General features: G+C 65.2%; 15 protein-coding genes. 4 read left to right on the top strand and 11 right to left on the bottom strand.

What is annotated here, in order from left to right:
* Window positions 1-44: 44 nt before the first annotated feature.
* The 9 genes from M1D87_RS17435 to M1D87_RS17395 form a co-directional block, all read right to left on the bottom strand.
* Window positions 45-1,121 carry an autotransporter domain-containing protein gene (locus M1D87_RS17435; RefSeq protein ID WP_100412900.1) on the bottom strand — a complete coding sequence of 359 codons (1,077 nt, stop codon included), beginning with the start codon at window positions 1,119-1,121 and terminating at the stop codon, window positions 45-47.
* A gap of 300 nt (window positions 1,122-1,421) precedes the next feature.
* Window positions 1,422-2,231, bottom strand: coding sequence for an endonuclease/exonuclease/phosphatase family protein (locus tag M1D87_RS17430; protein ID WP_015271002.1), 810 nt, complete (start codon window positions 2,229-2,231; stop codon window positions 1,422-1,424).
* A 177-nt stretch (window positions 2,232-2,408) separates the two neighbouring features.
* Window positions 2,409-4,562, bottom strand: a complete 2,154-nt coding sequence (gene glgX, locus M1D87_RS17425) for a glycogen debranching protein GlgX (RefSeq protein WP_123085119.1) — start codon at window positions 4,560-4,562, stop codon at window positions 2,409-2,411.
* Between the two features lie 153 nt (window positions 4,563-4,715).
* Window positions 4,716-4,964, bottom strand: a complete 249-nt coding sequence (locus M1D87_RS17420; protein ID WP_061551133.1) for a DUF2934 domain-containing protein — start codon at window positions 4,962-4,964, stop codon at window positions 4,716-4,718.
* 14 nt (window positions 4,965-4,978) lie between these two features.
* On the bottom strand, window positions 4,979-7,753 hold the full coding sequence (locus tag M1D87_RS17415) for a malto-oligosyltrehalose synthase (RefSeq protein ID WP_322264477.1): 2,775 nt from the start codon (window positions 7,751-7,753) through the stop codon (window positions 4,979-4,981).
* Window positions 7,750-9,819: a 4-alpha-glucanotransferase gene (gene malQ, locus M1D87_RS17410; protein WP_123085117.1), complete on the bottom strand. Its 2,070-nt coding sequence runs from the start codon at window positions 9,817-9,819 to the stop codon at window positions 7,750-7,752. Before malQ ends, M1D87_RS17415 begins: the two co-directional genes overlap by 4 nt.
* The gene (gene treZ / locus M1D87_RS17405; protein WP_409280041.1) at window positions 9,816-11,558 is read right to left on the bottom strand and encodes a malto-oligosyltrehalose trehalohydrolase; all 1,743 of its coding nucleotides are present in this window, start codon (window positions 11,556-11,558) and stop codon (window positions 9,816-9,818) included. Before treZ ends, malQ begins: the two co-directional genes overlap by 4 nt.
* 14 nt (window positions 11,559-11,572) lie before the next feature.
* Window positions 11,573-13,132: a glycogen synthase GlgA gene (gene glgA, locus M1D87_RS17400; RefSeq protein WP_013973326.1), complete on the bottom strand. Its 1,560-nt coding sequence runs from the start codon at window positions 13,130-13,132 to the stop codon at window positions 11,573-11,575.
* 594 nt (window positions 13,133-13,726) lie between these two features.
* On the bottom strand, window positions 13,727-13,894 hold the full coding sequence (locus M1D87_RS17395; protein WP_015270996.1) for a DUF6026 family protein: 168 nt from the start codon (window positions 13,892-13,894) through the stop codon (window positions 13,727-13,729).
* A 203-nt stretch (window positions 13,895-14,097) separates the two neighbouring features.
* On the opposite strand from M1D87_RS17395, the gene gnd reads away from it, so the two are divergent.
* The 4 genes from gnd (at window position 14,098) to M1D87_RS17375 (ending at window position 19,495) form a co-directional block, all read left to right on the top strand.
* On the top strand, window positions 14,098-15,081 hold the full coding sequence (gnd, locus tag M1D87_RS17390) for a phosphogluconate dehydrogenase (NAD(+)-dependent, decarboxylating) (protein WP_461241457.1): 984 nt from the start codon (window positions 14,098-14,100) through the stop codon (window positions 15,079-15,081).
* Window positions 15,078-16,583 (top strand): glucose-6-phosphate dehydrogenase, encoded by a 1,506-nt coding sequence (gene zwf, locus M1D87_RS17385; protein ID WP_421091565.1) that lies wholly within the window; start codon window positions 15,078-15,080, stop codon window positions 16,581-16,583. Before gnd ends, zwf begins: the two co-directional genes overlap by 4 nt.
* A 195-nt stretch (window positions 16,584-16,778) precedes the next feature.
* Complete coding sequence (locus M1D87_RS17380) at window positions 16,779-18,575, top strand: glycoside hydrolase family 15 protein (RefSeq protein WP_421091564.1); 1,797 nt, start codon at window positions 16,779-16,781, stop codon at window positions 18,573-18,575.
* A gap of 299 nt (window positions 18,576-18,874) precedes the next feature.
* Complete coding sequence (locus tag M1D87_RS17375) at window positions 18,875-19,495, top strand: TetR/AcrR family transcriptional regulator (RefSeq protein ID WP_421091563.1); 621 nt, start codon at window positions 18,875-18,877, stop codon at window positions 19,493-19,495.
* 147 nt (window positions 19,496-19,642) lie between these two features.
* Here the strand turns inward: M1D87_RS17375 and preA are convergent, their stop codons facing one another.
* Window positions 19,643-20,917: an NAD-dependent dihydropyrimidine dehydrogenase subunit PreA gene (gene preA, locus M1D87_RS17370; protein WP_322264469.1), complete on the bottom strand. Its 1,275-nt coding sequence runs from the start codon at window positions 20,915-20,917 to the stop codon at window positions 19,643-19,645.
* A complete protein-coding gene (locus tag M1D87_RS17365; RefSeq protein WP_123085113.1) occupies window positions 20,918-22,285 on the bottom strand; it encodes an NAD(P)-dependent oxidoreductase in 1,368 nt (455 codons plus the stop codon).
* Window positions 22,286-22,397 lie beyond the last annotated feature (112 nt).

The raw sequence follows: 22,397 nt of genomic DNA, 5'->3' as shown, positions 1-22,397 counted from the left end.
GGTCCTTGTGGGAGCGGGTTCACCCGCGAAAGGGCCGACCCTGCCTACCACCGCATCCGCACCCCAAGGCTGCCAATCAACCCATTCAGATCATTATCGTCCACGTCACTGCTGTAATCGGCACTGACGAACAGCGCCACCGTGGGTGTCACCCGCGCCACCAGCCCCAACCCCAGTTCCACCGTGGTCGAGTAGCGCGAACTGGAGATCTTGTCGACCTGGTCCAGCTTCACCTCATCGGCATTGCTGAAGTCATACCACACGTTGGTCCGCACATAGGGTTCGATCGGCATGCCGCGTACTTCATAACGCCCGGACAGCCTGGCGCCGACCCGACCGCTCCAGCTCGGCTGGCTGTCGAAGGCCTGCAAGGTCTCTTCCTGCGCCCGGCTGCCGGGGAAGAACTGCTGGTTGATCAACTGTGCCTGTGGCTCGATCACCCAGCCGCCACCCAGGCCGATGGGGATGCCGCCTTCCAGCGAAAAGGTCATCGCGTGGCCGCTATCGTCCAGACGCTGGCCGTTTTCGCCACGGCCGTTGACGTCGATGCGTGAGCCCATGGCCACGGCATCCAGGTGCCAGCCCTGTTCATGGGTCATGCTCCAGTACACCCCCAGGCTTTCGCCGCTGAGGTTCACGGCGTTGCGTTGCTTGTCGCCCAACAGCTGGCGCATGCCGTTGAAGTTGGTCTGCAGGTTGTTTTGCCCCACGAAGATCCCCGCGCGGTGCACATTGCCCGCTGCAGTTTCACGCACGAACAGGTCCGGGCCGATCATCAGTTGCTGGCTGGGGGCCTCCAGCTGGTCCGGAGGCTGCACGCCACTGCGCGCGGTGGTGGGGAAGAACTGCGCCCACTGGCTGGCGACCAGGTCCGGTGCAGGCTGCCCATGGCGCTCGCTCATCTTTTGCGAGAACGCGTTCAAGGTACCGATACTCAAGCCACTGGCGCTGACCGGGTCGAGCGTAAGCTGTGGTACTGCCGGTTGTTGCAGGAAGCCGGGCGAGGTCGGGTCGTCCTGCAGTTCATACGCGATAGTTTCCACCGGGGTTGCCAGAAGCAGCGACGTGGAAACCGCGTAGAAAATGCTTTCGAAGCGCAAGGGGCTCGAGGTGCTTTTCATGGCGGATCTCCTCTGTTTTTGTGTTACAGCCCTAGGACCTGGCCTGTTGTCACGAGCTGTACGGCAAAAACAGTGGGCGACCCAAACCAGCACGCCTGGCTTTGTGCAACGCGCACGAAGGCGCGAGCTAGAGGCCCTGCGCGAGATCATTACTGCTTGATATGTTCAGCTAAGGAGAAGGCGCCGCTTGCGTCAAGAAAGCGTGAAGGAAGTGTTCAGGTTCCGTGGCTTTGTTCAACTTGTTGAATCACAAGATAATTCCGCTAGGTATAGCCAGGTTCGCTATTTGCCGTGCTGCGGCTATGAAGAATGATTGCTAAGCCTGACTTCTACCGACAACGGCAGGTGGTCCGACAGGTGCGACCAAGGTTTGTGCCCCAGAATCCGCGGCCCATGGCTTTCGGCGTTGCGCAGGTAGACACGGTCCAGGCGCAACAGCGGCAGCCGCGCAGGATAGGTGCGGGCCAGGTGGCCATGGTGGCGTTCGAAGGCCTCGTGCAGGTCACGCTGCAGGCCCAAGGTGCGGTTGCCGTGGGATTTCCAGTCGTTGAAGTCGCCAGCGATGATCACCGGGGCGTCGGCGGGCAAGGATTCGAGCAGCTTGCGCAGCAGTTGCAGCTGCTTCTGGCGGTGGCTTTCCAGTAACGACAGATGTACGCAGATGGCATGTACCTGATGCTGGCCAGGCACGTCGAGGACGCAGTGCAGCAGGCCACGTCGTTCGGGGCCGGTGATCGACACGTCGAGGTTGCGATGTTCGATGATCGGGTATTTGGACAGCAGCGCGTTGCCGTGGTGGCCGTCGGGGTAGACCGCGTTGCGCCCGTAGGCGAAGTCGCTCCACATGCTGTCGGCGAGGAACTCGTACTGCGAGGTCTGCGGCCAGCCGGGGTAGCGCGCGGCGTGGCGGTCGTGGCTGCCGAGCACCTCCTGGAGAAAGACGATGTCGGCCTGGGTGCTGCGCACCGCCTCGCGCAGTTCCGGCAGGATGAAGCGCCGGTTGAAGGCGGTGAAGCCCTTGTGGGTATTCACCGTCAGCACCCGCAGCCGCTTCACGGCCGGGGCCTGGTTGACACTGGCGAAACCTTTACTGCCGGCTTCGGGGTTCACGGTTACTCCTCGGTCACGGGTTTGCGCGGATCCTTGTAGGAGCGGCCTTGTGTCGCGATCGGGCCGCGCAGCGGCCCCGTTTGTCAGCACCAAGGCAAGAATAGCTGGGGCCGCTGTGCGGCCCGATCGCGACACAAGGCCGCTCCTACACAAGGGACACATACCAGCGTTTCAGGTTCACTCCTCATCACGCTGCAACACCAGCAGCAGCAACGACCGCCCCTTCACCTCGAACGTGCTGTCGAACTGCAGATGCTGCCCCTTGCGCAGCTCTGGCCGGTCGGTATCGACCAGGCAGCTCCAGTAATCCCCCTCGGGCACGGTTGGCAGCTGGAACGGCACGATGTCATGGTGGGCATTGACGATCAGCAGCACGGTGGCCTCGGCGCCTGGCCTGGCAATGCCGCTGACCTGGGCACGGCCATCGATCAACATGCCCAGGCAACGCCCGTGCGGGTCTTCCCATTGTTCCACGCTCATCTCGTTGCCATCCGGTGCCAGCCAGGTCACATCCTTGACGCCGATCGCCTCATTGTAGTCGCCAACCAGGAAGCGCGAGCGGCGCAGTACCGGGTAGGCCAGGCGCAGGCGGGTGAGGCGCTTGACGAAAGCCAGCAGCTCTTTGCCCTCCTGGTCCAGGTCCCAGTTCACCCAGCCGATCTCGCTGTCCTGGCAATAGGCATTGTTGTTGCCGTGCTGGGTACGGCTGAACTCGTCACCGGCGACGATCATCGGCGTGCCTTGGGCCAGCAGCAGGGTTGCGAAATAGTTGCGCATCTGGCGCATGCGCAGGGCATTCACGGCCGGGTCGTCGGTTGGCCCCTCGACACCGCAGTTCCACGACAGGTTGTTATCGGTGCCGTCCTGGTTGTTCTCGTCGTTGTCTTCGTTGTGCTTGTGGTTGTACGACACCAGGTCGCGCAAGGTGAAACCGTCGTGGGCGGTGACGAAGTTGACCGAGGCATAGGGACGCCGGCCACGGTTGTTGAACATGTCCCCCGAGGCTGTCATGCGCGAGGCAAAGTCGGCCAGTTGGCCTTCGTCGCCTTTCCAGAAGGCGCGCACGGTGTCGCGGAAGCGGTCGTTCCACTCTGCCCAGCCCGGGGCAAAGTTGCCCACCTGGTAGCCGCCCGGGCCGCAGTCCCATGGTTCGGCAATCAGCTTCACCTGGCTCAGCATCGGGTCCTGGCGGCAGGCGACGAGGAAGCCGTGGCGTTCGCTGTAGCCGTCGTGGTAGCGGCCAAGGATGGTCGCCAGGTCGAAGCGGAAGCCGTCCACGTGCATTTCGCCGGCCCAGTAGCGCAGCGAGTCGGTGACCAGCTGCAGCACGCAGGGGTGGCTCAGGTCCAGGGTGTTGCCGGTGCCGGAATCGTTGATGTAATAGCGCTTGTCGTCCGGCATCAGGCGGTAGTACGAGGCGTTGTCGATACCGCGCATCGACAGCGTGGGGCCGCGCTCGTTGCCTTCGGCGGTGTGGTTGTAGACCACATCCAGGATCACCTCCAGCCCGGCGTCGTGCAGGTGTGCGACCATTTCCTTGAACTCGGCGATCTTGCCGCTGGCCAGGTAACGCGGGTGGGGAGCGAAAAAGGCGATGCTGTTATAGCCCCAGTAGTTGTTCAGGCCCTTGTCCAGCAGGTGCTGGTCGTTGACGAAGGCGTGAATCGGCAGCAGCTCGATGCTGGAAACGCCCAGCTCCTTGATGTGCTTGAGCAACTCGTCATTGGCCAGGCCGGCGAAGGTGCCGCGCAGTTCTTCCGGCACCGCTGGGTGGCGCATGCTGATGCCACGGGTGTGGGCCTCATAAATGATCGTACGCTCCCAGGGGATCTGCACGCGCTGGTCGCGGCCCCAGGTGAATGCAGGGTCGATCACCTTGCACTTGGGCACGAAGGGCGCGCTGTCGCGCTCGTCGAACGACAGATCGCCGTCGGGGTGGCCGATGGTGTAGCCGAACAGTGCTTCGGACCATTGCAGGCTGCCGACCAGTTGCTTGGCATACGGGTCGATCAGCAGTTTGTTGGGGTTGAAGCGGTGGCCGTTCTCCGGCTCGTAGGGGCCGTGCACGCGGTAGCCGTAGACCAGCCCTGGGTGAGCGTCAGGCAGGTAGCCGTGGTAGATCTCGTCGGTGTATTCGGGGAGCTCGATGCGTTCGATTTCGTGCTCGCCGGTGGAGTCGAACAGGCACAGCTCGACCTTGGTGGCATTGGCCGAGAACAGGGCAAAGTTGACCCCAAGGCCATCCCAGGTGGCGCCGAGGGGGAAGGGCAGGCCTTCGCGGATACGCGACGGGGCTACCGAGCGGGTTTTCTTCGGGGTGCGGGGGCTCATGGCGGTCCTCTGTGGCCGTGGTGGTGGAGGGAGCTGCGTAGGCCTGTACCGGCCTCTTCGCGGGTGAACCCGCTCCTACAGGGATAGCGCCAGGCTTGAGGATGACGGTGTACCTGTGGGAGCGGGTTTACCCGCGAAGAGGCCGGTGCAGGCTCAACCGGCAGCCGGCTTTTTCACCGCCCGGGGTTTCTTCACTGCCACGGCCTTCTCGACCGGCTCAGCCGCTACCTTGGGCTTGGCCGGGGCCCGTTTGCGCGGCGCCGCCTTGGGTGCCAGTGCCTCGGCTTCGGCCAGCTTGCGAGCCATGTCCCAATGGCGGTCTTCCTGGCCGGCGGGCTTACCCTCGGACTCCCAGATCTGGTAGGCAAATTCGCGGATACGTTTTTCATCAACACTCATCATGACGCTCCTGATGTTCAAGATTGTTGTATCAGCAGGTTGACCGGAAACTCCGCCAGCACGGCGCTCAACATCAGCTCCCTGCAAGAGCTGACCGCAGCGCTGGGGAAAAGTCCCGTCGAGTTGGCAGGCGACAAGGCAAACGGCAGGTTTACCCGGGTGTCGTCCCAGTTCTGTGCCGGGATCAGGGGTATCGGTGCACCTGCCAGCAGGGTACTGGCCAGGCGTGGCGCGATGATGACGGCCCGTTCGCCCTCGCCAAGGCGAGCGAACGCGATCACCTTTTCGGCATGCCGACCCTGCACGGTCAGGGGCAGGTAGGCGCCACGACGGAACAGCTCGGCATGGGCCTGGCGGCAGTCCAGCACCCGGGCGATCAGCGCCTGCTTGAGGCGGCCATCGCGCCAGTGTTCCAGCAGCTCGGCAACCGGCGTTGCATCGTCCAGGGTGCGACGCCGGCACGCGTAGTCCACCGCGCGCCGGTTATCCGGGTCGACCAGGCTGAAATCCCAGTATTCGTTGCCCTGGTACAGGTCCGGTACGCCCGGCGTGGTCATGCGCAGCAGGGCCTGGACCAGGCCGTTGAGGGCACCGGGGCAGGCCAGCAGCTGTGAGGCGTCGGCCAGCGACTTGCGCAGCTGCTGGTTCTCGCCGTCCAGCAGCAGGCCATCGATGTAGCGGGCACAGGCGCTTTCGTAGGCTTCGTTCGGGGCGCTCCAGCTGCTGCGCAGCTTGGCCTCGCGCAGGGCTTTCTGCTGCCACTGGCGAATGCGTTCGGCGTACTGGCCAAGGGCGTTGACATCGTGCAGGTCGAGGTCCAGCGGCCAGCTGCCCAGCAAGGTCTGCAACAGCATCAGCTCGTCGCCGGGGCTGGGCGCCAGGCCGTCATCCAGTTGCGTGCGCAACGGCGTGGCCAGTTCGCGCCAGTGTTCCATTCGGCTGGCCAGCCACGGGCCGCGCTCGCTGAGCACGGCCAGGCGTGCACGAGTGTCTTCGCCGCGCTTGTGGTCATGGGTGGCGCTTGCCAGCAGGTTGTCGGGGAAGTCGCGCAGGCGCCGCTGGGCCTCGTTGTGGAAGTGCTCGAGCGGGGCGCTGAAACGCTCGGCGTCGAAGCCCACATCGTTGCGCGACAGCAGCCGCGCGCTGCGGTAGAAGGCGGTGTCTTCCACGGCCTTGGCGGCGCTGGGTGCGGTCAGTTGCTGGAAGCGCACGCAGGCGTGGCGTAGCTGCTTGCGCGCCCGGCCTGCTGGCAGGCGGCGCCAGGCTTGCCCGCCCAGCCATTGTTGCAGGTGCTCGAGCAGTGGCCAGTCGGCTTCGCCGAGGTCGAGGCGGGCATTGGCCAGGGCCTGCTGGAAAAACCCTTCGTCTTCTGCCGGGCGCCCGCAGGCATTGAAGTAGGTGCGATACACCGGGTAATGCGCCACCAGCGCCTGCAAGGCACGGCGAATCGCGCCCAGGGTCAGGTCGCGGGTCATCAGGTCGTTGCGTGCCACCTGCAACAGCGCCTGGGCCACCGACTCGCAGTCGCCGGCCAGGCTGGCATTGAGTACCAGGTGGCGGGCCTGACGTACTTCTTCGGGGAAGTCGGGGCGTTCGCTCACATTGGCCCACAGCTCGGTCAGCGCTGCTTCGCCTGCCGGGTCGTGCTGCAGCAGCGAAACCTGGTTCATGAATTCGTAGCCGGTAGTGCCATCGGTAAGCCAGTCGCGGTGCAGGTGCTCGTTGGCGCCGAGGATCTTCTCCACGTAGATCGGGAAATGCTCCAGGGCGGCATTCAACGGCCGCCGTGCCAGCAGGCCATCGACCCGTCGGCGCAGCTTGCGACAGTAACCGCGCGGGTCGGCCAGGCCGTCGATATGGTCGATGCGCAGGCCGTCCACCAGGCCGCGCTCGATCAGTTCGAACAGCTTGGCGTGGGTGGCCTCGAACACCACCGCGCGTTCCACCCGCAAGCCGCCCAGCTCGTTGATGTCGAAGAAGCGCCGCCAGTTGATGTCGTCGGCGGCGGTACGCCAGCTGGCCAGGCGGTAGGTCTGGCGTTCCAACAGCAGGTGCAGGCGCTTGAAGCCATTCTCGCTGCGGCTGTCGAACGCCACCAGAGCCGATTCGAGGTCAGCGCCTTCGCCCGCCAGGCGCGCCAGTTCAGCTTGCAGGGGCAGGGCGTCGGCCAGCGGCGTGGCCGATGCGTTCAACGCGGTGAAGCGTTCCGCCAGGGCCTTGAGCGCCGGCTCCGGGCTGAGCGCGAGAATCCAGCCATAATCGACCGGGCAGATCGGGAAGCGGTGTTGGTAATGGGCGACCTGCAGCAGCCCATGGTGCTTCTCGAACTCGAGCGGTATCTCGCCATTTTTCAGCGCCACGCCATAGTCGCTGGCGAGGAACGGCAACAGCAACTGGCCGGCCAGCAGTGGGTCGCTGGAGTGCCACTGGATGTCGAAGAACTCTGCATACGGGCTGCGCCGGCCCCAGGCCAGCAGGCTCTGCCACCAGGGGTTGTCGGCACCGCCCACGGCCATGTGGTTGGACACCGTGTCGAGGATCAGCCCCATGCCGTGCTGACGCAGGGCGGCGACCAGCCGTTGCAGCGCCGCTTCGCCGCCCAGCTCGGGGTTGACGCAGGTCGGGTCGACCACGTCGTAGCCATGGCGCGAGCCGGCGCGGGCCTTGAGGATGGGCGAGGCATACAGGTGGCTGATGCCCAACTGGGCGAAGTACGGCACCAGCGGCACGGCGTGATCGAGGGTGAAGTCACTGTGAAACTGCAGGCGCAGGGTCGCGGTCAGCGCTTTCATCGGTCACGCTCCCAAGCCTGTTCGCGGGCCTGGGCCAGCAGTTCCAGGCGCCGCGCAGCGTCCTCGTCGTCGAGCAGTTCACGTACCGGCCGGGCAAAGCGTCGGCGCCAGTTGGGGTGGCCGGAGGTGGTGCCCGGCAGGTTGGGTTGCTCGTCACAACCCAGCAGGTCTTCCAATGGCACCAGCACCAGCGGTGCGCGGGTGTGGCCAACGTAACGGATGGCAGCGTCGATCAGCGCGTCGTTGTTCGGCAGCGTGCCGTAGTTGGCCTCCAGGGTGCGGCGCAAACCATCGTGCTCCTTCTGCCGCTCGTGGCGCCAGTGCAGTTCGGTGGCAGCATCGATCAGTTGCAGGCGGTGGCTCCAGTCGATGTCGCGGTTTTCCAGCCAGCCGGCCAGCGGCGCCAGGTCGTGGGTGCCGGTGGTGGCCAGGGCGTTGTCCGGCCAGTCGAGAATCGGCTTGAAATGGCCGGGCTGGGTCTGCTCGAAGGGCAGCACACGCATGCCCAGCACGGCCTTGGCCGCCAGTTGCTCGCGCAGGCCGTCCGGCACGGTGCCCAGGTCTTCGCCGAGGATGATTGCCTGGTGGCGCACCGACTCCAGGGCCAGCAGGCGTAACAGATCTTCCAGCGGGTAGTTGAGGTAGGCGCCTTCGCTGGGCTTGGCCCCCTGCGGGATCAGCCACAGCCGGCGCAGGCCCATGACATGGTCGATGCGCAGGCCGCCGGCGTGGGCGAGGTTGGCCCGGAGCATTTCTATGAAAGCGCGGTAGCCGTTGCGCTTGAGCCCTTCAGGCGAGAAGGCGCAGATGCCCCAGTCCTGGCCGGCACGGTTGAGGATGTCAGGCGGTGCACCCACCTTCAGGCCTGCCAGCAGCTCGTCCTGGCGGCTCCAGGCCTGGCTGCCGGCACCGTCGGCGCCCACCGCCAGGTCAGCGATCAGGCCGACCGCCATGCCGTTGCCGCGCGCTGCTTCCTGGGCGCGTTGCAGGCCCCGTTCGGTCAGCCATTGGCAGAAGGCATGGAACTCGACCTTGGCCGGGTAGGCGTTGGCGAAGGCCTCCACTTCCGGGTGGTATGGGTCGTGCCAGGCCTTGGGCCAGTGGCGCCAGTCGGCGCCCAGGCCATGCTCCACGGCTTGCGCCTGCAGCACTTCGAAGCGGCAATGGTGCTCCAGCGCCTGGCCACCGGCTTTGCGGAAACTGTCGAAGTCCTTGCGTAGCGGGTGGTCGCCCTGGCTGAAGCCCTGATACAGGGCTTCGAGCAGGCGCTGTCGGGCGCTGGCGGCACGCGGCCAGTCTACCAGCGGGCCTTGCTCAAGGTCTTCGAGCTGTTGCTCCAGGCCGCAGGCTTCGATGGCCACGCGCACCTCCCGCTCGCCCAGCAGCGCGGCTGGGCTGGCGTACAGGGTATTGAGCAGCAGGCGGCTGGAGGGCGAGTAGGGGCTGTAGTGCGTCTGGTCGATGGCCGACAGGGCGTGTATCGGGCTGATGGCCAAGGCATCGGCGCCGCGTTCGGCAGCCGCGCGGGCCAGTTGTTCCAGGGCCAGGCAGTCGCCATAGCCGCCATCGCCGGGGCGGCGCAAGCTGTACAGCTGCACCGCCAGGCCCCAGCAGCGCGGTGGCGGCTGTTGCACCCGGTCTTCAAGGCTGTGGCAGCGCAGCGGGGCCACGGCCACGGTGAAGCGGCGGCTGTCGATTTCCACCTGGTGGTAGCCGATGGGTAGCGCGCCGGGCAGGCGGGCCTGGTCGTCAAGGCTGAGGGTGAGGGCGCTGTGGTCCTCCAAGGTGCAGTGCGCGACGCTGGCGGCGCTGAAGTAGCGCGCCAGTGCCAATGGCTGGCCTAGGTCGGCGGTCAGCAGCGGCGGCAGGTGCTCACTGTCTTCGGCAGCGTCCACGGCGCGCAGGCTGGCGGCGATGGCGGCGTCATCGTTGGCAGGGTGGCCAAGGCCTTCAAGTATGTTGCGCAGTACCTCGTCGCTGACACGCTGGGGCCGGGCATTGGCGTCGATCCAGTCGCGGCTCAGCCCGACGCGGCTCGCCAGACGGTGCAGGGCGGTTTCGCTCATGGGCACTCCTGGGCAGGGGGAAGCAGGCTGACCACGCAGCTGTAGGCGGCCAGATGGTTATCGGGGTGCCGGGTGTCGCTGCTGTCGAACAGGCGGTTGGCCGGCGCGGGCAACTCGACCACCTGCGGGGTTGCGGCCAGGTTCAGGTCGATGCGCAGGGTGGTGCCATTGCCCAGGCACCAGCGTGCGGTCAGGGCCTTGTCGCCGTGTACTTCGGCACCCAGCGCACGGCTGCCCGGCAGGTGCGGGATCACATGGCGGCGGCGCAGTTCGAGCAGGTGCTGGTAAAGGCCGTGCCAGCCGGCGATCACTTCCTTGCCTTGCGGGCGGGAGGCCTCGAAGGTCTGTTCGGCGTTGGGGTCGGGGATGCGTTGGCGCTGCTCGGGGTCGGCGAAGGCGGCGAAATGGGCGAACTCGCCGCGCCGGCCTTCGCGCACGGCGTCGGCCAGCTGGTCATGGAAGTCGGTGAAGAACAGGAACGGCCGGCAGCTGCCATCGTCGTCGCCCATGAACAGCAGCGGAATCATCGGCGCCAGCAGCAGCAGCCCGGTGGCCGCCCGCAGCGCCTGCGGTGGGCACAGGCGGGTCAGGCGCTCGCCCAGGGCGCGGTTGCCGACCTGGTCATGGTTCTGCAGGAACAGCACGAAAGCGCTGGGTGGCAGGTGCGCGCTGGGCTCGCCGCGGGGCGTGCCATGGCGGTTGGCCTGGCCCTGGAACACGAAACCTTCGGCAAGGCAGCGGGCCAGCTGGTCGATGGGGCGCTGCTGGTAGTCGGCGTAGTAGCCTTCGGTTTCGCCGGTCAGCAGCACATGCAGGGCATTGTGGCCGTCGTCGTTCCACTGGGCGTCGAAGCCTTGCTCCAGCAGGAAGGCCTGGTTGTGTTCGTTCTCAAGTACCAGCCATACGTGGCGGCCCGGTTCCACCGCAGCGCGTACCCTTTGCGCCAGCTCGACCAGAAAGTCGGGCTGGTCGATGGCGTGCACGGCATCCAGGCGCAGGCCGTCAAAGCGGTAGTCGCACAGCCACATCAGGGCGTTCTGGATGAAGAATTCGCGCACCTGCGGGCGACGGAAGTCGATGGCTGCGCCCCAGGGGGTCTGCCGGTCTTCGCGGAAGAACGGGCTGGCGTACTGGTGCAGGTAATTGCCGTCAGGGCCGAAGTGGTTGTACACCACATCGACCAGCACCATCAGCCCGTGGCCATGTGCCTGGTCGACCAGCGCACACAGCTGCTCGGGGCTGCCATAGGTGTTTTGCGGCGCATAGGGCAACACGCCGTCGTAACCCCAGTTGCGCTCGCCGGGGAACTGCCCCAGCGGCATCAGTTCGACGGCACTGATGCCCAGTTCGGCCAGCCGCGGCAGTTGCCGGGCGACCCCGGCGTAGCCATCGAGCAGGCCGACATGCAGCTCCTGTATGACCGCCTCGTGCCAGGGCCGGCCTTGCCAGGGGTGTCGCCAGGCATAGCTGGCCACATTCACCACCTGGCTCGGCCCCTGCACGCCATCGGGCTGATAGCGCGAGGCCGGGTCGGCCACCTTCAGTGCACCGTCGATACGGTAGTGGTAACGGTCACCGGCCTGGCACGGGGCCACGCCGGTGAACCAGCCATCATCGTCGGGCAACAGCTCGATGGCCGGCTGCTGCTCCAGTTCCACGCTCACGCTGCGCGCATCCGGCGCCCAGAGGGCGAAGCGCGCCGACGTGGCGTCCAGCAGGTGTGCGCCATGCCTGTGCATCTTCAACTCCCCGCTCAGTAGTGGCTGTGCTGCGCCTGCTTGACCAGGTCCTCGTACAGACGTGCATAGGGCTCCACGGCCTGGCACCAGTTGAACGGTTGGGTCATCGACAGGCAGCGCATGGCGTTCAGCAGGTCCTTCTTGCCATATACATAGAAGGCGCGGCTGAGTGCCTCGCGATAGCTCTCGACGGTGGACTCGTTGAATAGGAAGCCGGTAACGCCGCACTCGATGGTGTCGGCCAGGCCACCGGTCTTGCGCGCTACCGGCAGCGAGCCGAAGCGCTGCGCGTACATCTGGCTGAGGCCGCATGGCTCGTAGCGAGACGGCATCAGCAGGAAGTCGCTGCCGGCGAACATGCGCCGGGCATCGGTTTCGTTGAAGCCGATGCGCACGCCGATACGGCCCGGGTGGCGTAGCGCCAGTTCGCGCATAGCCTGCTCTTCTTCCGGCTCGCCACGGCCGATGATCGCGATTTGCCCGCCTTGCTCGACGATGTAGTCGGCCACACCCAGGGTCAGGTCCAGGCCTTTCTGGTAGACCAGGCGCGAAACCACTGCGAACAAGGGCCCTTCGGAGGGCTGCAGTTCGAACAGCGCGCGTACTTCCTGGGCATTGCGCGCCTTGCCTTCCCAGTCGTTGATGCTGAAGTTGTGCTGCAGGTGCTTGTCGGTGGCCGAGTCCCAGCTTTCGTCGATGCCGTTGGGAATGCCGCCGAGCAGGCCTTGCTGGGCCTTGCTGGCGAGGAAACCGTCCAGGCCGCAGCCAAATTCCGGTGTCGTGATTTCCCGGGCATAGGTGGCGCTGACCGTGGTGATGTGGCTGGCGTAGGCCAGGCCAGCCTTGAGGAACGACAGCTTGCCGTAGAACTCCATGCCTTCCTGCTGCATGGCGTGTTCGGGGATTGCCAGTTCCGGGCTGCAGCCGCGGCTGTACACACCTTGGTAGGCCAGGTTGTGGATGGTGAACAGGGTTGGCGTGCTCAGCCCGCGCCAGTGCATGTAGGCCGGTGCCAGGCCGGCGGGCCAGTCGTGGGCGTGCACCACTTCGGGCTTCCAGTGGATCCTGCCTTCGCCGGCGGCGATTTCGGCGGCGGCCAGGCCCAGGCGGGCGAAGCGGATGTGGTTGTCGGGCCAGTCGCGGCCGTTGTTGGCACCATAGGGAGTGCCGTCACGCTGGTACAGCTCGGGGCAGATCAGCACATAGATGACCAGGCCGTCGGCCATGTCCATGCGCCCGATCTTGCACGGCGGCAGTGCGGCGTGGCCACCCAGTTCACCGACGATGTGGATGGGGTTGTCGCTTTCCATCACCTGCCGGTAGCCGGGGATCAGCACCCGCACATCATGCAGGTGCGCCAGGGCGCGGGGCAGGGCGGCGGACACGTCTCCCAGGCCACCGGTTTTCACCAGGTCGGCGATTTCCGAGGTCACGAACAAAATCTTGCGCTTGTTGCGGTTGTGCTGGCGCTGGGCGCCGGGTGCCTTGCCTGTCGTGGCGAAGTCCGGGGTGAGCGGTTCGCGGTTGTCCGGGTTGAATGAATCTACGTGAGGCTCGACAGCGGCACTGATCATACTTCTCTCCGTCCCTATGCTTGGCCGGGTGCTGGCACCCGTGGCGATGTTTCGTGTTGGTTCTCTCTGATTCTGGATTCTGCGTAGTGCGTTCCATGCCCCAGGGTCGTGCGCGCAGGCACGGCGCGATCGGCATTCCGGCCGAAGGCGATTGGGCTGGTGGGGTATGTGGGCCGATGCTGGGAAGTCCCTTTGCGTTTGGCCTACTTAGTTCCTGACCTGCCCGCGTTCCGGAAAGTTCGACTTTTTTTCGTCACTCTTCCGTTGAGCAAATGGCGGGCCGAAACCCGAGTGTAGGAGAGAAATAGATGAAAAGGTGACCCGCTGGTCACTATTGTCATGCCGCGGAGTAGACGCAAACGTTGGCGGTTGTGACCGGATGTGAAAAGGTGCGGGCGGGGTTACGGGGATGGTGCGCCAAATTGTGGCTTTCAGGTGCTGATGCACCAGAGTGGGGCGCAAGGCAGATGTTGGATTCTTTCGCAGTCTTCGTGGGAGCGGGCGTGCCCGCGAAGAAGCCGGGCCTGGAAAAGAGGAATCAGAGAGAGACAAGCAGGGTGGGAGCCGTTCAGCTCCCACGAGAAGAAGGTAGAATCAGAGGCTGACAGCTTTGTCTTCAGCGCGTTGTTGCGCCAGCAGCAGGTTCAGTTGGGCGACCTGCTGGCGCAGCTGGTCACGTTCGTCCTTCAGTTTACGCAGCTCATCACGGCGCACGGAGACATAGAGGGTCTGGGTTGGAGTTGCAGGCATCAAGGTACCCATGAGCACACCTCGCGGTATTGGCTAGTGACAAGTCAAAGCGTAGACGCTTCACGCGGGCGCATTCTGAATTCTTTCGCAGGTCTTGGGAACTTTTTTGTTTATCGTGGTCCCGCCGTTCGTCGCTGAACCCTCGAGCGGTACGCTGGACTAATCTGAAAAGCTGGATTGTGTTGTCATTTATTTCGAAAGGGGAGCATCGGCTCATGCAACTGGGAATCATCGGGCTGGGCCGCATGGGCGGCAATATCGCAAGGCGCCTGATGCGCGCCGGCCACCGTACTGTGGTGCATGACCGCAACCGTGAGGCCATCACCGGTCTGGAGGGCGAGGGCGCCCAGGGTGCGCACGACCTCGGTGCGCTGGTACAGAAGCTGAAAGCGCCGCGCGCGGTGTGGGTCATGTTGCCCGCCGGCGAGCCCACCGAGCAGACCATCGCCCAACTGGCCGAACTGCTGGAGCCGGGCGATGCGATCATCGACGGCGGCAACACCTTCTACAAGGACGACATGCGCCGCGCCGCCGAACTGGCCAAGCGCGGGCTGCATTACCTGGATGTCGGCACCTCGGGCGGTGTGTGGGGCCTGGACCGTGGCTACTGCATGATGATCGGTGGCGAAACGGACGTGTTCGAGCGCCTGGAGCCGCTGTTCAAGGCGCTGGCCCCGGGCGTGGGTGACATCCCGCGTACCCATGGCCGCAGCGGCGAGCACCAGCGTGCCGAGCACGGCTACATCCATGCCGGCCCACCCGGTGCCGGGCACTACGTGAAAATGGTGCACAACGGCATCGAATACGGCCTGATGCAGGCATACGCCGAAGGCTTCGACCTGCTGCGCAGCAAGGGCGGCAACGAACTGCCGGAAGACCAGCGTTTCGACCTGAACGTTGCAGAAATCGCCGAAGTGTGGCGGCGTGGCAGCGTGGTCACCTCGTGGCTGCTCGACCTCACTGCCGATGCGCTGGTGGCCGACCCGCAGCTGTCGCAATTCAGTGGCTCGGTGTCCGACAGTGGTGAGGGCCGTTGGACCATCGACGCCGCCGTCGAGCAGGCGGTGCCGGTGCCGGTGCTGTCCAGCGCGCTGTTCGCCCGCTTCCGCTCGCGCCAGCAGCAAGGCACCTATGGTGACAAGATTCTCTCGGCCATGCGCCTGGGCTTCGGTGGCCACGTCGAGAAAAAAGCCGAATGACCAAACAGAGCATTCCGGCTGCTCCGCCATGCACCCTGTTCCTGTTCGGCGCCAATGGCGACCTGGTAAAGCGCCTGCTGATGCCGGCGCTTTACAACCTCAGCCGTGACGGTCTGCTGGACCGCAACCTGCGCATTGTTGGCGTCGACCACAACCCGGCCACTGCCGAGGAATTCGCCGAACGCCTGCACGCGTTCATGGTCGAGCGTGACAAAGGCGGCGAGGGCACGGCCAAGTGCCTGGATGAGAAGCTCTGGGCACGCCTGGCCAAGCGCCTGGATTACCAGACCGGGGACTTCCTCGACCCGGCCACCTACCAGGCCCTTGCCAAGCGCATCGACACAACCCGCCATGGCAACTCCATCTTCTACCTGGCGACCTCGCCGCGCTTCTTCCCCGAGGTGGCGCAGCGCCTGGGGCAGGCCGGGCTGCTCGACGAATCTGCCGGCGGCTTTCGCCGGGTCGTGGTGGAAAAGCCCTTCGGCACCGACCTGGCCAGCGCCGAGGCGCTCAACGCCTGCCTGCTGAAGGTGATGGGCGAGCGGCAGATCTACCGCATCGACCATTACCTGGGCAAAGAGACGGTGCAGAACATCCTGGTCAGCCGGTTCTCCAACGGCTTGTTCGAATCGTTCTGGAACAACCACTACATCGACCATGTGCAGATCACCGCCGCGGAAACCGTCGGCGTCGAGACCCGTGGTGCGTTCTATGACAGCACCGGAGCGCTGCGCGACATGGTGCCCAACCACCTGTTCCAGTTGCTGGCGATGGTGGCCATGGAGCCCCCGGCCGCGTTCGCCGCCGATGCCGTGCGCAGCGAAAAGGCCAAGGTGGTCGGCGCCATCCGCCCATGGTCGGCGAAGATGGCCCTGAAAAATTCCGTGCGAGGCCAGTACGGCGCCGGCAAACAGGGGCGCAAGCAGTTGCCTGGCTACCGCCACGAGCCCAACGTCGCGGCGGATAGCCAGACCGAGACCTATGTGGCGCTCAAGGTGATGATCGACAACTGGCGCTGGGCCGGCGTGCCGTTCTACCTGCGTACTGGCAAGCGCATGAGCGTGCGTGATACCGAAATCGCCATCTGCTTCAAGCCTGCGCCCTATGCGCAGTTCCGCGAGTCGGAGCTGGAGCGACCCAAACCCAATTACCTGAAGATCCAGATCCAGCCCAACGAAGGCATGTGGTTCGACCTGCAGGCCAAGCGCCCCGGGCCGGAGCTGGTGATGGAGAATGTCGAGCTGGGCTTTGCCTACAAGGACTTCTTCAAGATGACCCCGGCGACCGGCTACGAGACGCTGATCTACGACTGCCTGACCGGTGACCAGACCTTGTTCCAGCGGGCTGACAACATCGAGAACGGCTGGCGCGCGGTGCAGCCGTTCCTCGATGCCTGGGCCCAGGGCGGCGAGGTGCATGAGTACCCGGCCGGAGAAGACGGGCCCGAGGCCGGCAATGAATTGCTGGCGCGGGACAAGCGCGAGTGGCATCGCTTGGGGTGAGGTTTCTGGAAGGCCTGTGCCGGCCCCTGTCTCAGGGGTTGCACTGACCTGTAGGAGCAGCCTTGTGCTGCGAAAGGGCCGGGAAGGTTCATCAAATTGTGTAGGCCTTACTGGCCTCTTCGCAGCACAAGGCTGCTCCTACAAGTCAGCGAGATCCCTGGGAGCAGGTACAGGCAACCACACAAAGGAGCCCCAATGCCTGCCCACATCGAAGACTATGCCCTGCTGGGCAACTGCCGCAGCGCCGCCCTGGTCAGCCGCGATGGCTCGCTCGACTGGCTGTGCCTGCCACGCTTCGACGCCCCCGCGGTATTCGCCGCACTGCTGGGCAACGAGGAAAACGGCCGCTGGCGCCTGGCCCCCTGCGACCCGGTCGAACACAGCAGCCGCCAATACCTGGACGACACCCTGGTGCTGGAAACCACCTGGGTCACTGCCACCGGCCGCGCCCGCGTGCTCGACTTCATGCCGCTGGGCGAGGTCAACTCGCTGGTGCGTATCGTCGAGGGCCTCGCAGGCGAAACCAACTTCGAGATGGACCTGGTGATGCGCTTCGACTATGGCCGCAGCGTGCCCTGGGTAGAACGGCTGGACCCGCTGACCCTCAGCGCCGTCGCCGGCCCCGACCGGCTGATCCTGTGCAGCACCGTCCCCCCGCATGCCCGCGACCAGCACACGGTCGCCCGCTTTCGCGTTGGTGCGGGCGAACGCCAGGTGTTCAGCCTGCGCCACCAGCCCTCGCACCTGCCGGTGCAGCCCGGCTGTGATATCGACCAAGCGCTGGCGCAGACTATCGACCAATGGCAGGCCTTCGCCGCCCGCTGCCCACAGGTGGGCCCATATTCCGCCCTGGTGCGCCGCTCGCTGCTGACCCTCAAGGCCATGACCTACGCGCCCACCGGCGGCATCGTTGCCGCCGTCACCACCTCGCTGCCCGAGCGCATCGGCCACGAGCGCAACTGGGACTACCGCTTCTGTTGGCTACGCGACGCGACCATGACCCTGCTGGCCTTCATGAACCTCGGCTACTTCGACGAAGCCCAGGCCTGGCGGGAATGGCTGTTACGCTCGGTGGCCGGCAACCCCGAGCAGATGCAGATCATGTACGGCCTGGCCGGTGAGCGCGACCTGCAGGAATACACCTTGCCGTGGCTGGCCGGCTACGAGCACTCGCAACCGGTGCGGGTGGGCAATGCAGCGTCAGGGCAGATGCAACTGGACATCTACGGCGAACTCGCCGATGCCATGACCCAGGCAATAAAGGGTGGCTTGCCCCGCCATCCACGTAGCGCCGCCATCTCACGTCTGATCCTGCCTTACGTCGAGCGCATCTGGCGCCAGCCGGACGAAGGCATCTGGGAAGTGCGCGGCGGCCGGCAGCAGTTCGTGCACTCCAAGGTCATGGCCTGGGTTGCCTTCGACCGTGCCGCAGGGCTGGCCGACACCACCGAGGAAGGCCGCGAGCGTGGTCAGCATTACCGCCAGGTGGCTGACGAGATTCGTCGTGAAGTATGCGCGCGGGGCCTGGACCCCAGCGGCCGTTTTTTCGTCCAGGCCTATGGCTCGACCGAGATGGACGCCAGTTTGTTGCACATCGCCCTTACCGGCTTCCTGCCGGCGGATGACCCACGCTTCTTGCGCACGCTCGAACAGGTCGAACAGCGCCTGCTGAAAAACGGCCTGCTGCTGCGCTATGACAGTGACCGCTGCAGCGACGGCCTGACGCCCGGGGAGGGCACCTTCCTGGTGTGTTCGTTCTGGCTGGCCGACGTGTATGTATTGCTGGGCCGCCAGGCACAAGCGCAGGCACTGTACGAACGCCTGACCGGCCTGTGCAACGACCTTGGCCTGCTGGCCGAACAGTACGACCCGGCGGGCCAGCGAATGCTCGGCAACTTCCCCCAGGCGTTCAGCCATATCGGCATCATCAACACCGCACTGAACCTGCACCGCGCACAGTGCCCGGTGCGCGATCGGGCGAGTTGCAGCTAAGTCAGGTGGCGGTCTCCCCCTGTAGGAGCGGCCTTGTGTCGCGATCGGGCTGCAAAGCAGCCCCGGCAATTCATGCAGTGAGGCTGAAATCCCGGGGGCGCTACGCACCCCTTTCGCGACACAAGGCCGCTCCTACAGGGATTGCGCTGGCTTGGAGTAAGCGGAGTAGACTAGGGCATACCCCTTCGGCACGGAGCACACATGGGCATTTGCGGTACTGATCGGCAGATCGACAACATCGAGTTCAATTTCATCTACCCAGACGGTTATGAGCTGGCGGTGTGGACGGCCCAAGCCTGATGGCCAATCACAAGATCGAAATACGTCGGCGCAATATCGAGAAGATCCTGCAGGCGGCGGAAAAGGTGTTCGCCGAGAAGGGCTACGGCGCCACGTCGATGGGTGATATCGCCGAGCAGGCCGAGCTGCCGCGTTCCAACCTGCATTATTACTTCAGCACCAAGGACGATCTGTTCCGCGCGGTGCTGCAGGACCTGCTGGATGTGTGGAAGCAGGACGCGCTGTGCTTCGAGAACTTCGACGACCCGCGCGTGGTGCTGACCAGTTACATCCGGGCGAAGATGGGCCACTCGCGCTCGCGGCCGCTGGGGTCGAAGATCTGGGCCGAAGAGATGCTGCACGGGGCGCCGGTGTTGGGGGTGAACCTGAATGAAAGCCTGGTGCCCTGGGCCAAGCTGAAGGAAGCCAAGATCCGTCGCTGGGTGGAGGAGGGGCGCATCCTGCCCGTGGAGCCCTCGGCACTTTTGTACATGATCTGGGCCTCGACCCAGCACTATGCCGACTTTGGTTACCAGGTGACGTTGCTCAATGGCGGGGAGGCGTTGTCGGACATGGCCTTTGAAAATGCCGTGCAGACGGTGACCAGCGTGATCTTGCGGGGGATCGGGCTGGAGCCTTGAGGTCGGAGTACGCTGAGCGATTGGGGCCGCTTTGCGGCCCTTCGCGGGCACGCCCGCTCCCACAGGTGTTTCGCTGCCCTCCCAAGCGGCGCGATCCCTGTGGGAGCGGGCGTGCCCGCGAAGGGCTGCAAGGCAGCCCCAATTGCCTCAACTGGCCTCGCGGTAGGGATTGCGCGGGTCCTGTGTCCAGTTCAGGTACGGCTTGCCGGTATCCTGAGCCACCATCTCGATGCAGCTCTCCACCGGGCAGGTGATCTGGCACAGGTTGCAGCCCACGCATTCCTCCTCGATCACGCTGTAGGCATGCGTGCCATCGGCCTGCAACGTACTGGCAATCGCCTGGTGCGAAGTGTCCTCACAGGCAATGTGGCAGCGCCCGCAGCCAATGCATGCTTGCTGGTCGATGTGCGCCACCGACTTGTAGTTCATGTCCAGGTACTTCCAGTCGGTGGTATGCCCGACCGCCTGGCCGCGGAACGCTTCGATGTTGGGGTGCCCGTGCTGGTCCATCCAGCGCGCCAGGCCGTCCTTCATGTCCTCGACGATGCGGAAGCCGTGCAGCATCGCTGCCGTGCACACCTGTACAGCGCCACTGCCCAGGGCCATGAACTCGGCTGCGTCACGCCAACTGCCGATGCCGCCAATACCACAGATCGGCAAGCCGAGCGTTTGCGGGTCGCGGGCGATTTCCGCGACCATGTTCAGGGCAATCGGCTTCACCGCCGAACCGCAATAACCACCATGGGTGCTCTGGTCGCCAACGATGGGGTGGGCGACCATGCGATCGAGGTCGACGCTGGTGATCGAGTTGATGGTATTGATCAACGACACCGCATCCGCCCCGCCACGGTGCGCGGCGCGGGCCGACTGGCGGATATCGGTGATGTTCGGCGTGAGTTTGACGATCACCGGCAGCGAGCAGTACGTCTTGCACCAGCGGGTGACCATCTCCACGTACTCCGGCACCTGGCCGACCGCCGCGCCCATGCCGCGCTCCGGCATGCCGTGCGGGCAGCCGAAATTCAGTTCGATGCCATCGGCCCCGGTGGCTTCCACCAGCGGCAGTATGAACTTCCACGAGTCTTCCACGCAGGGCACCATCAGCGACACGATCAGTGCGCGGTCGGGCCAGTCCTTCTTCACCTGGGTGATTTCGCGCAGGTTGATGTCCAGTGAGCGGTCGGTGATGAGCTCGATGTTGTTGATGCCCTGCACCTGGCGGTTGGGGCCGTAATGCGCCGAGTAGCGCGACGACACGTTGACTGCCGCCGGGTCTTCACCGAGTGTTTTCCACACTACGCCACCCCAGCCGGCCTCAAAGGCGCGGACCACGTTGTAGGCCTTGTCGGTTGGCGGAGCGGAGGCCAGCCAGAAGGGGTTGGGTGCCTTGATGCCGGCAAATTCGATGGACAGGTCGGCCATTTACGCAGCCTCCACGTTGAGCATGAGTTGGGCATGGATGGCTTCGGCGGCCAGCTTGCCGTGTTGCACGGCCTGGACGGTAAGGTCCTGGCCCAGGGCGGTGCAGTCGCCGCCGGCATAGACGCCCGGCAGGCTGGTCTGCATCGTTTCGTCGACGCGGATGCGCTCGCCATCGCGCGCCAGTTGTGCGGCCACCGGGTCGACGAGGCTGGCGTCGTCGAAGCGTTGGCCGATGGCCTTGAAGATGGCATCGGCAGCCAGTTCGAAGGTTTCGCCGGTGTCGCGCAGGCGGCCGTCTGCCAGCTCGGTGCGGGCAAAGCGCATACCGCGCACCTTGCCGCTGTCGTCCAGCAACACGGCATCGGGGCGGGCCCAGGTATGCAGGCGCACCTGGTTGGCCTTGGCGATGTCCTGCTCGTGGCCGGTGGCGCCCATGTCGGCATGGCCACGGCGGTACACCAGGTTGACGTCGCGGGCACCCAGGCGGCTCATCTGCACGGCCATGTCGATCGCGGTGTTGCCGGCGCCGATCACCAGGCAGCGGTCGGCCAGGGGCAACTGGCTCAGGTCGTCGGTCTGGCGCAGTTCGCGTATGTATGCGGTGGCGGCGAGCAGGCCAGGGGCTTCTTCATCAGGCAGGCCGAGCTGGCGCACGGCATTCAGGCCCAGGCCGAGGAACACTGCGTCGAACTGGTCGCGCAGCTCGCCCAGGCCAAAGTTGCTGCCCAGGCGCTGGCCATGGCGGATCTCGATGCCGCCGATGCCGAGCAGGAATTCCACTTCACGCTGGGCATAGTCGTCCACCAGCTTGTAGCGGGCGATGCCGTACTCGTTGAGGCCACCGGCCTTGTCGCTGGCCTCGAACACCACCACATCATGCCCGTGCATGGCCAGGCGGTGGGCACACGACAGCCCGGCAGGGCCGGCACCGACCACGGCGATGCGTTTGCCGGTGGCCGGCGAGCGCTGGAACGGGTGCTTGGTGAAGTGGGCATTGTCCAGAGCATAGCGCTGCAGCTGGCCGATCAGCACCGGTGCGCATTCCTGCGCGTTGTTGCGCACGCAGGCTTGCTGGCAAAGGATTTCGGTGGGGCAGACGCGGGCGCAACTGCCGCCGAGGATGTTGGCCGAGAGGATGCGCTCGGCGGCGCCTTGCAGGTTTTCGTCGCTGATGCGGTGGATGAACGACGGGATGTCGATGTCGCTGGGGCAAGCGTTGACGCAGGGGGCGTCATAGCAATACAGGCAGCGTGCGCTTTCGACGGCGGCCTGGCGGGCGGTGAGGGGTGGGGCCAGGTCGCTGAAGCGCTCGGCCAGCTGGTCGGCGCCGGCCCGTGGGCGCGGCAAGTGGTTCAGGGCGTCGATCACGGTTGTAGCCTCTCTATTTTTTATGGATGCAGGCGACAAGCATTGCGGTGGTTTCTGGGGCCGCTGCGCGCCCCATCGCGACACAAGGCCGCTCCTACAAGGAACCGCGCAC

It is taken from the genome of Pseudomonas sp. SA233, assembly GCF_054792385.1.
The sequence above is the reverse complement of the archived record's forward strand: the minus strand, read 5'-3'. Positions and strand labels throughout refer to the sequence as shown.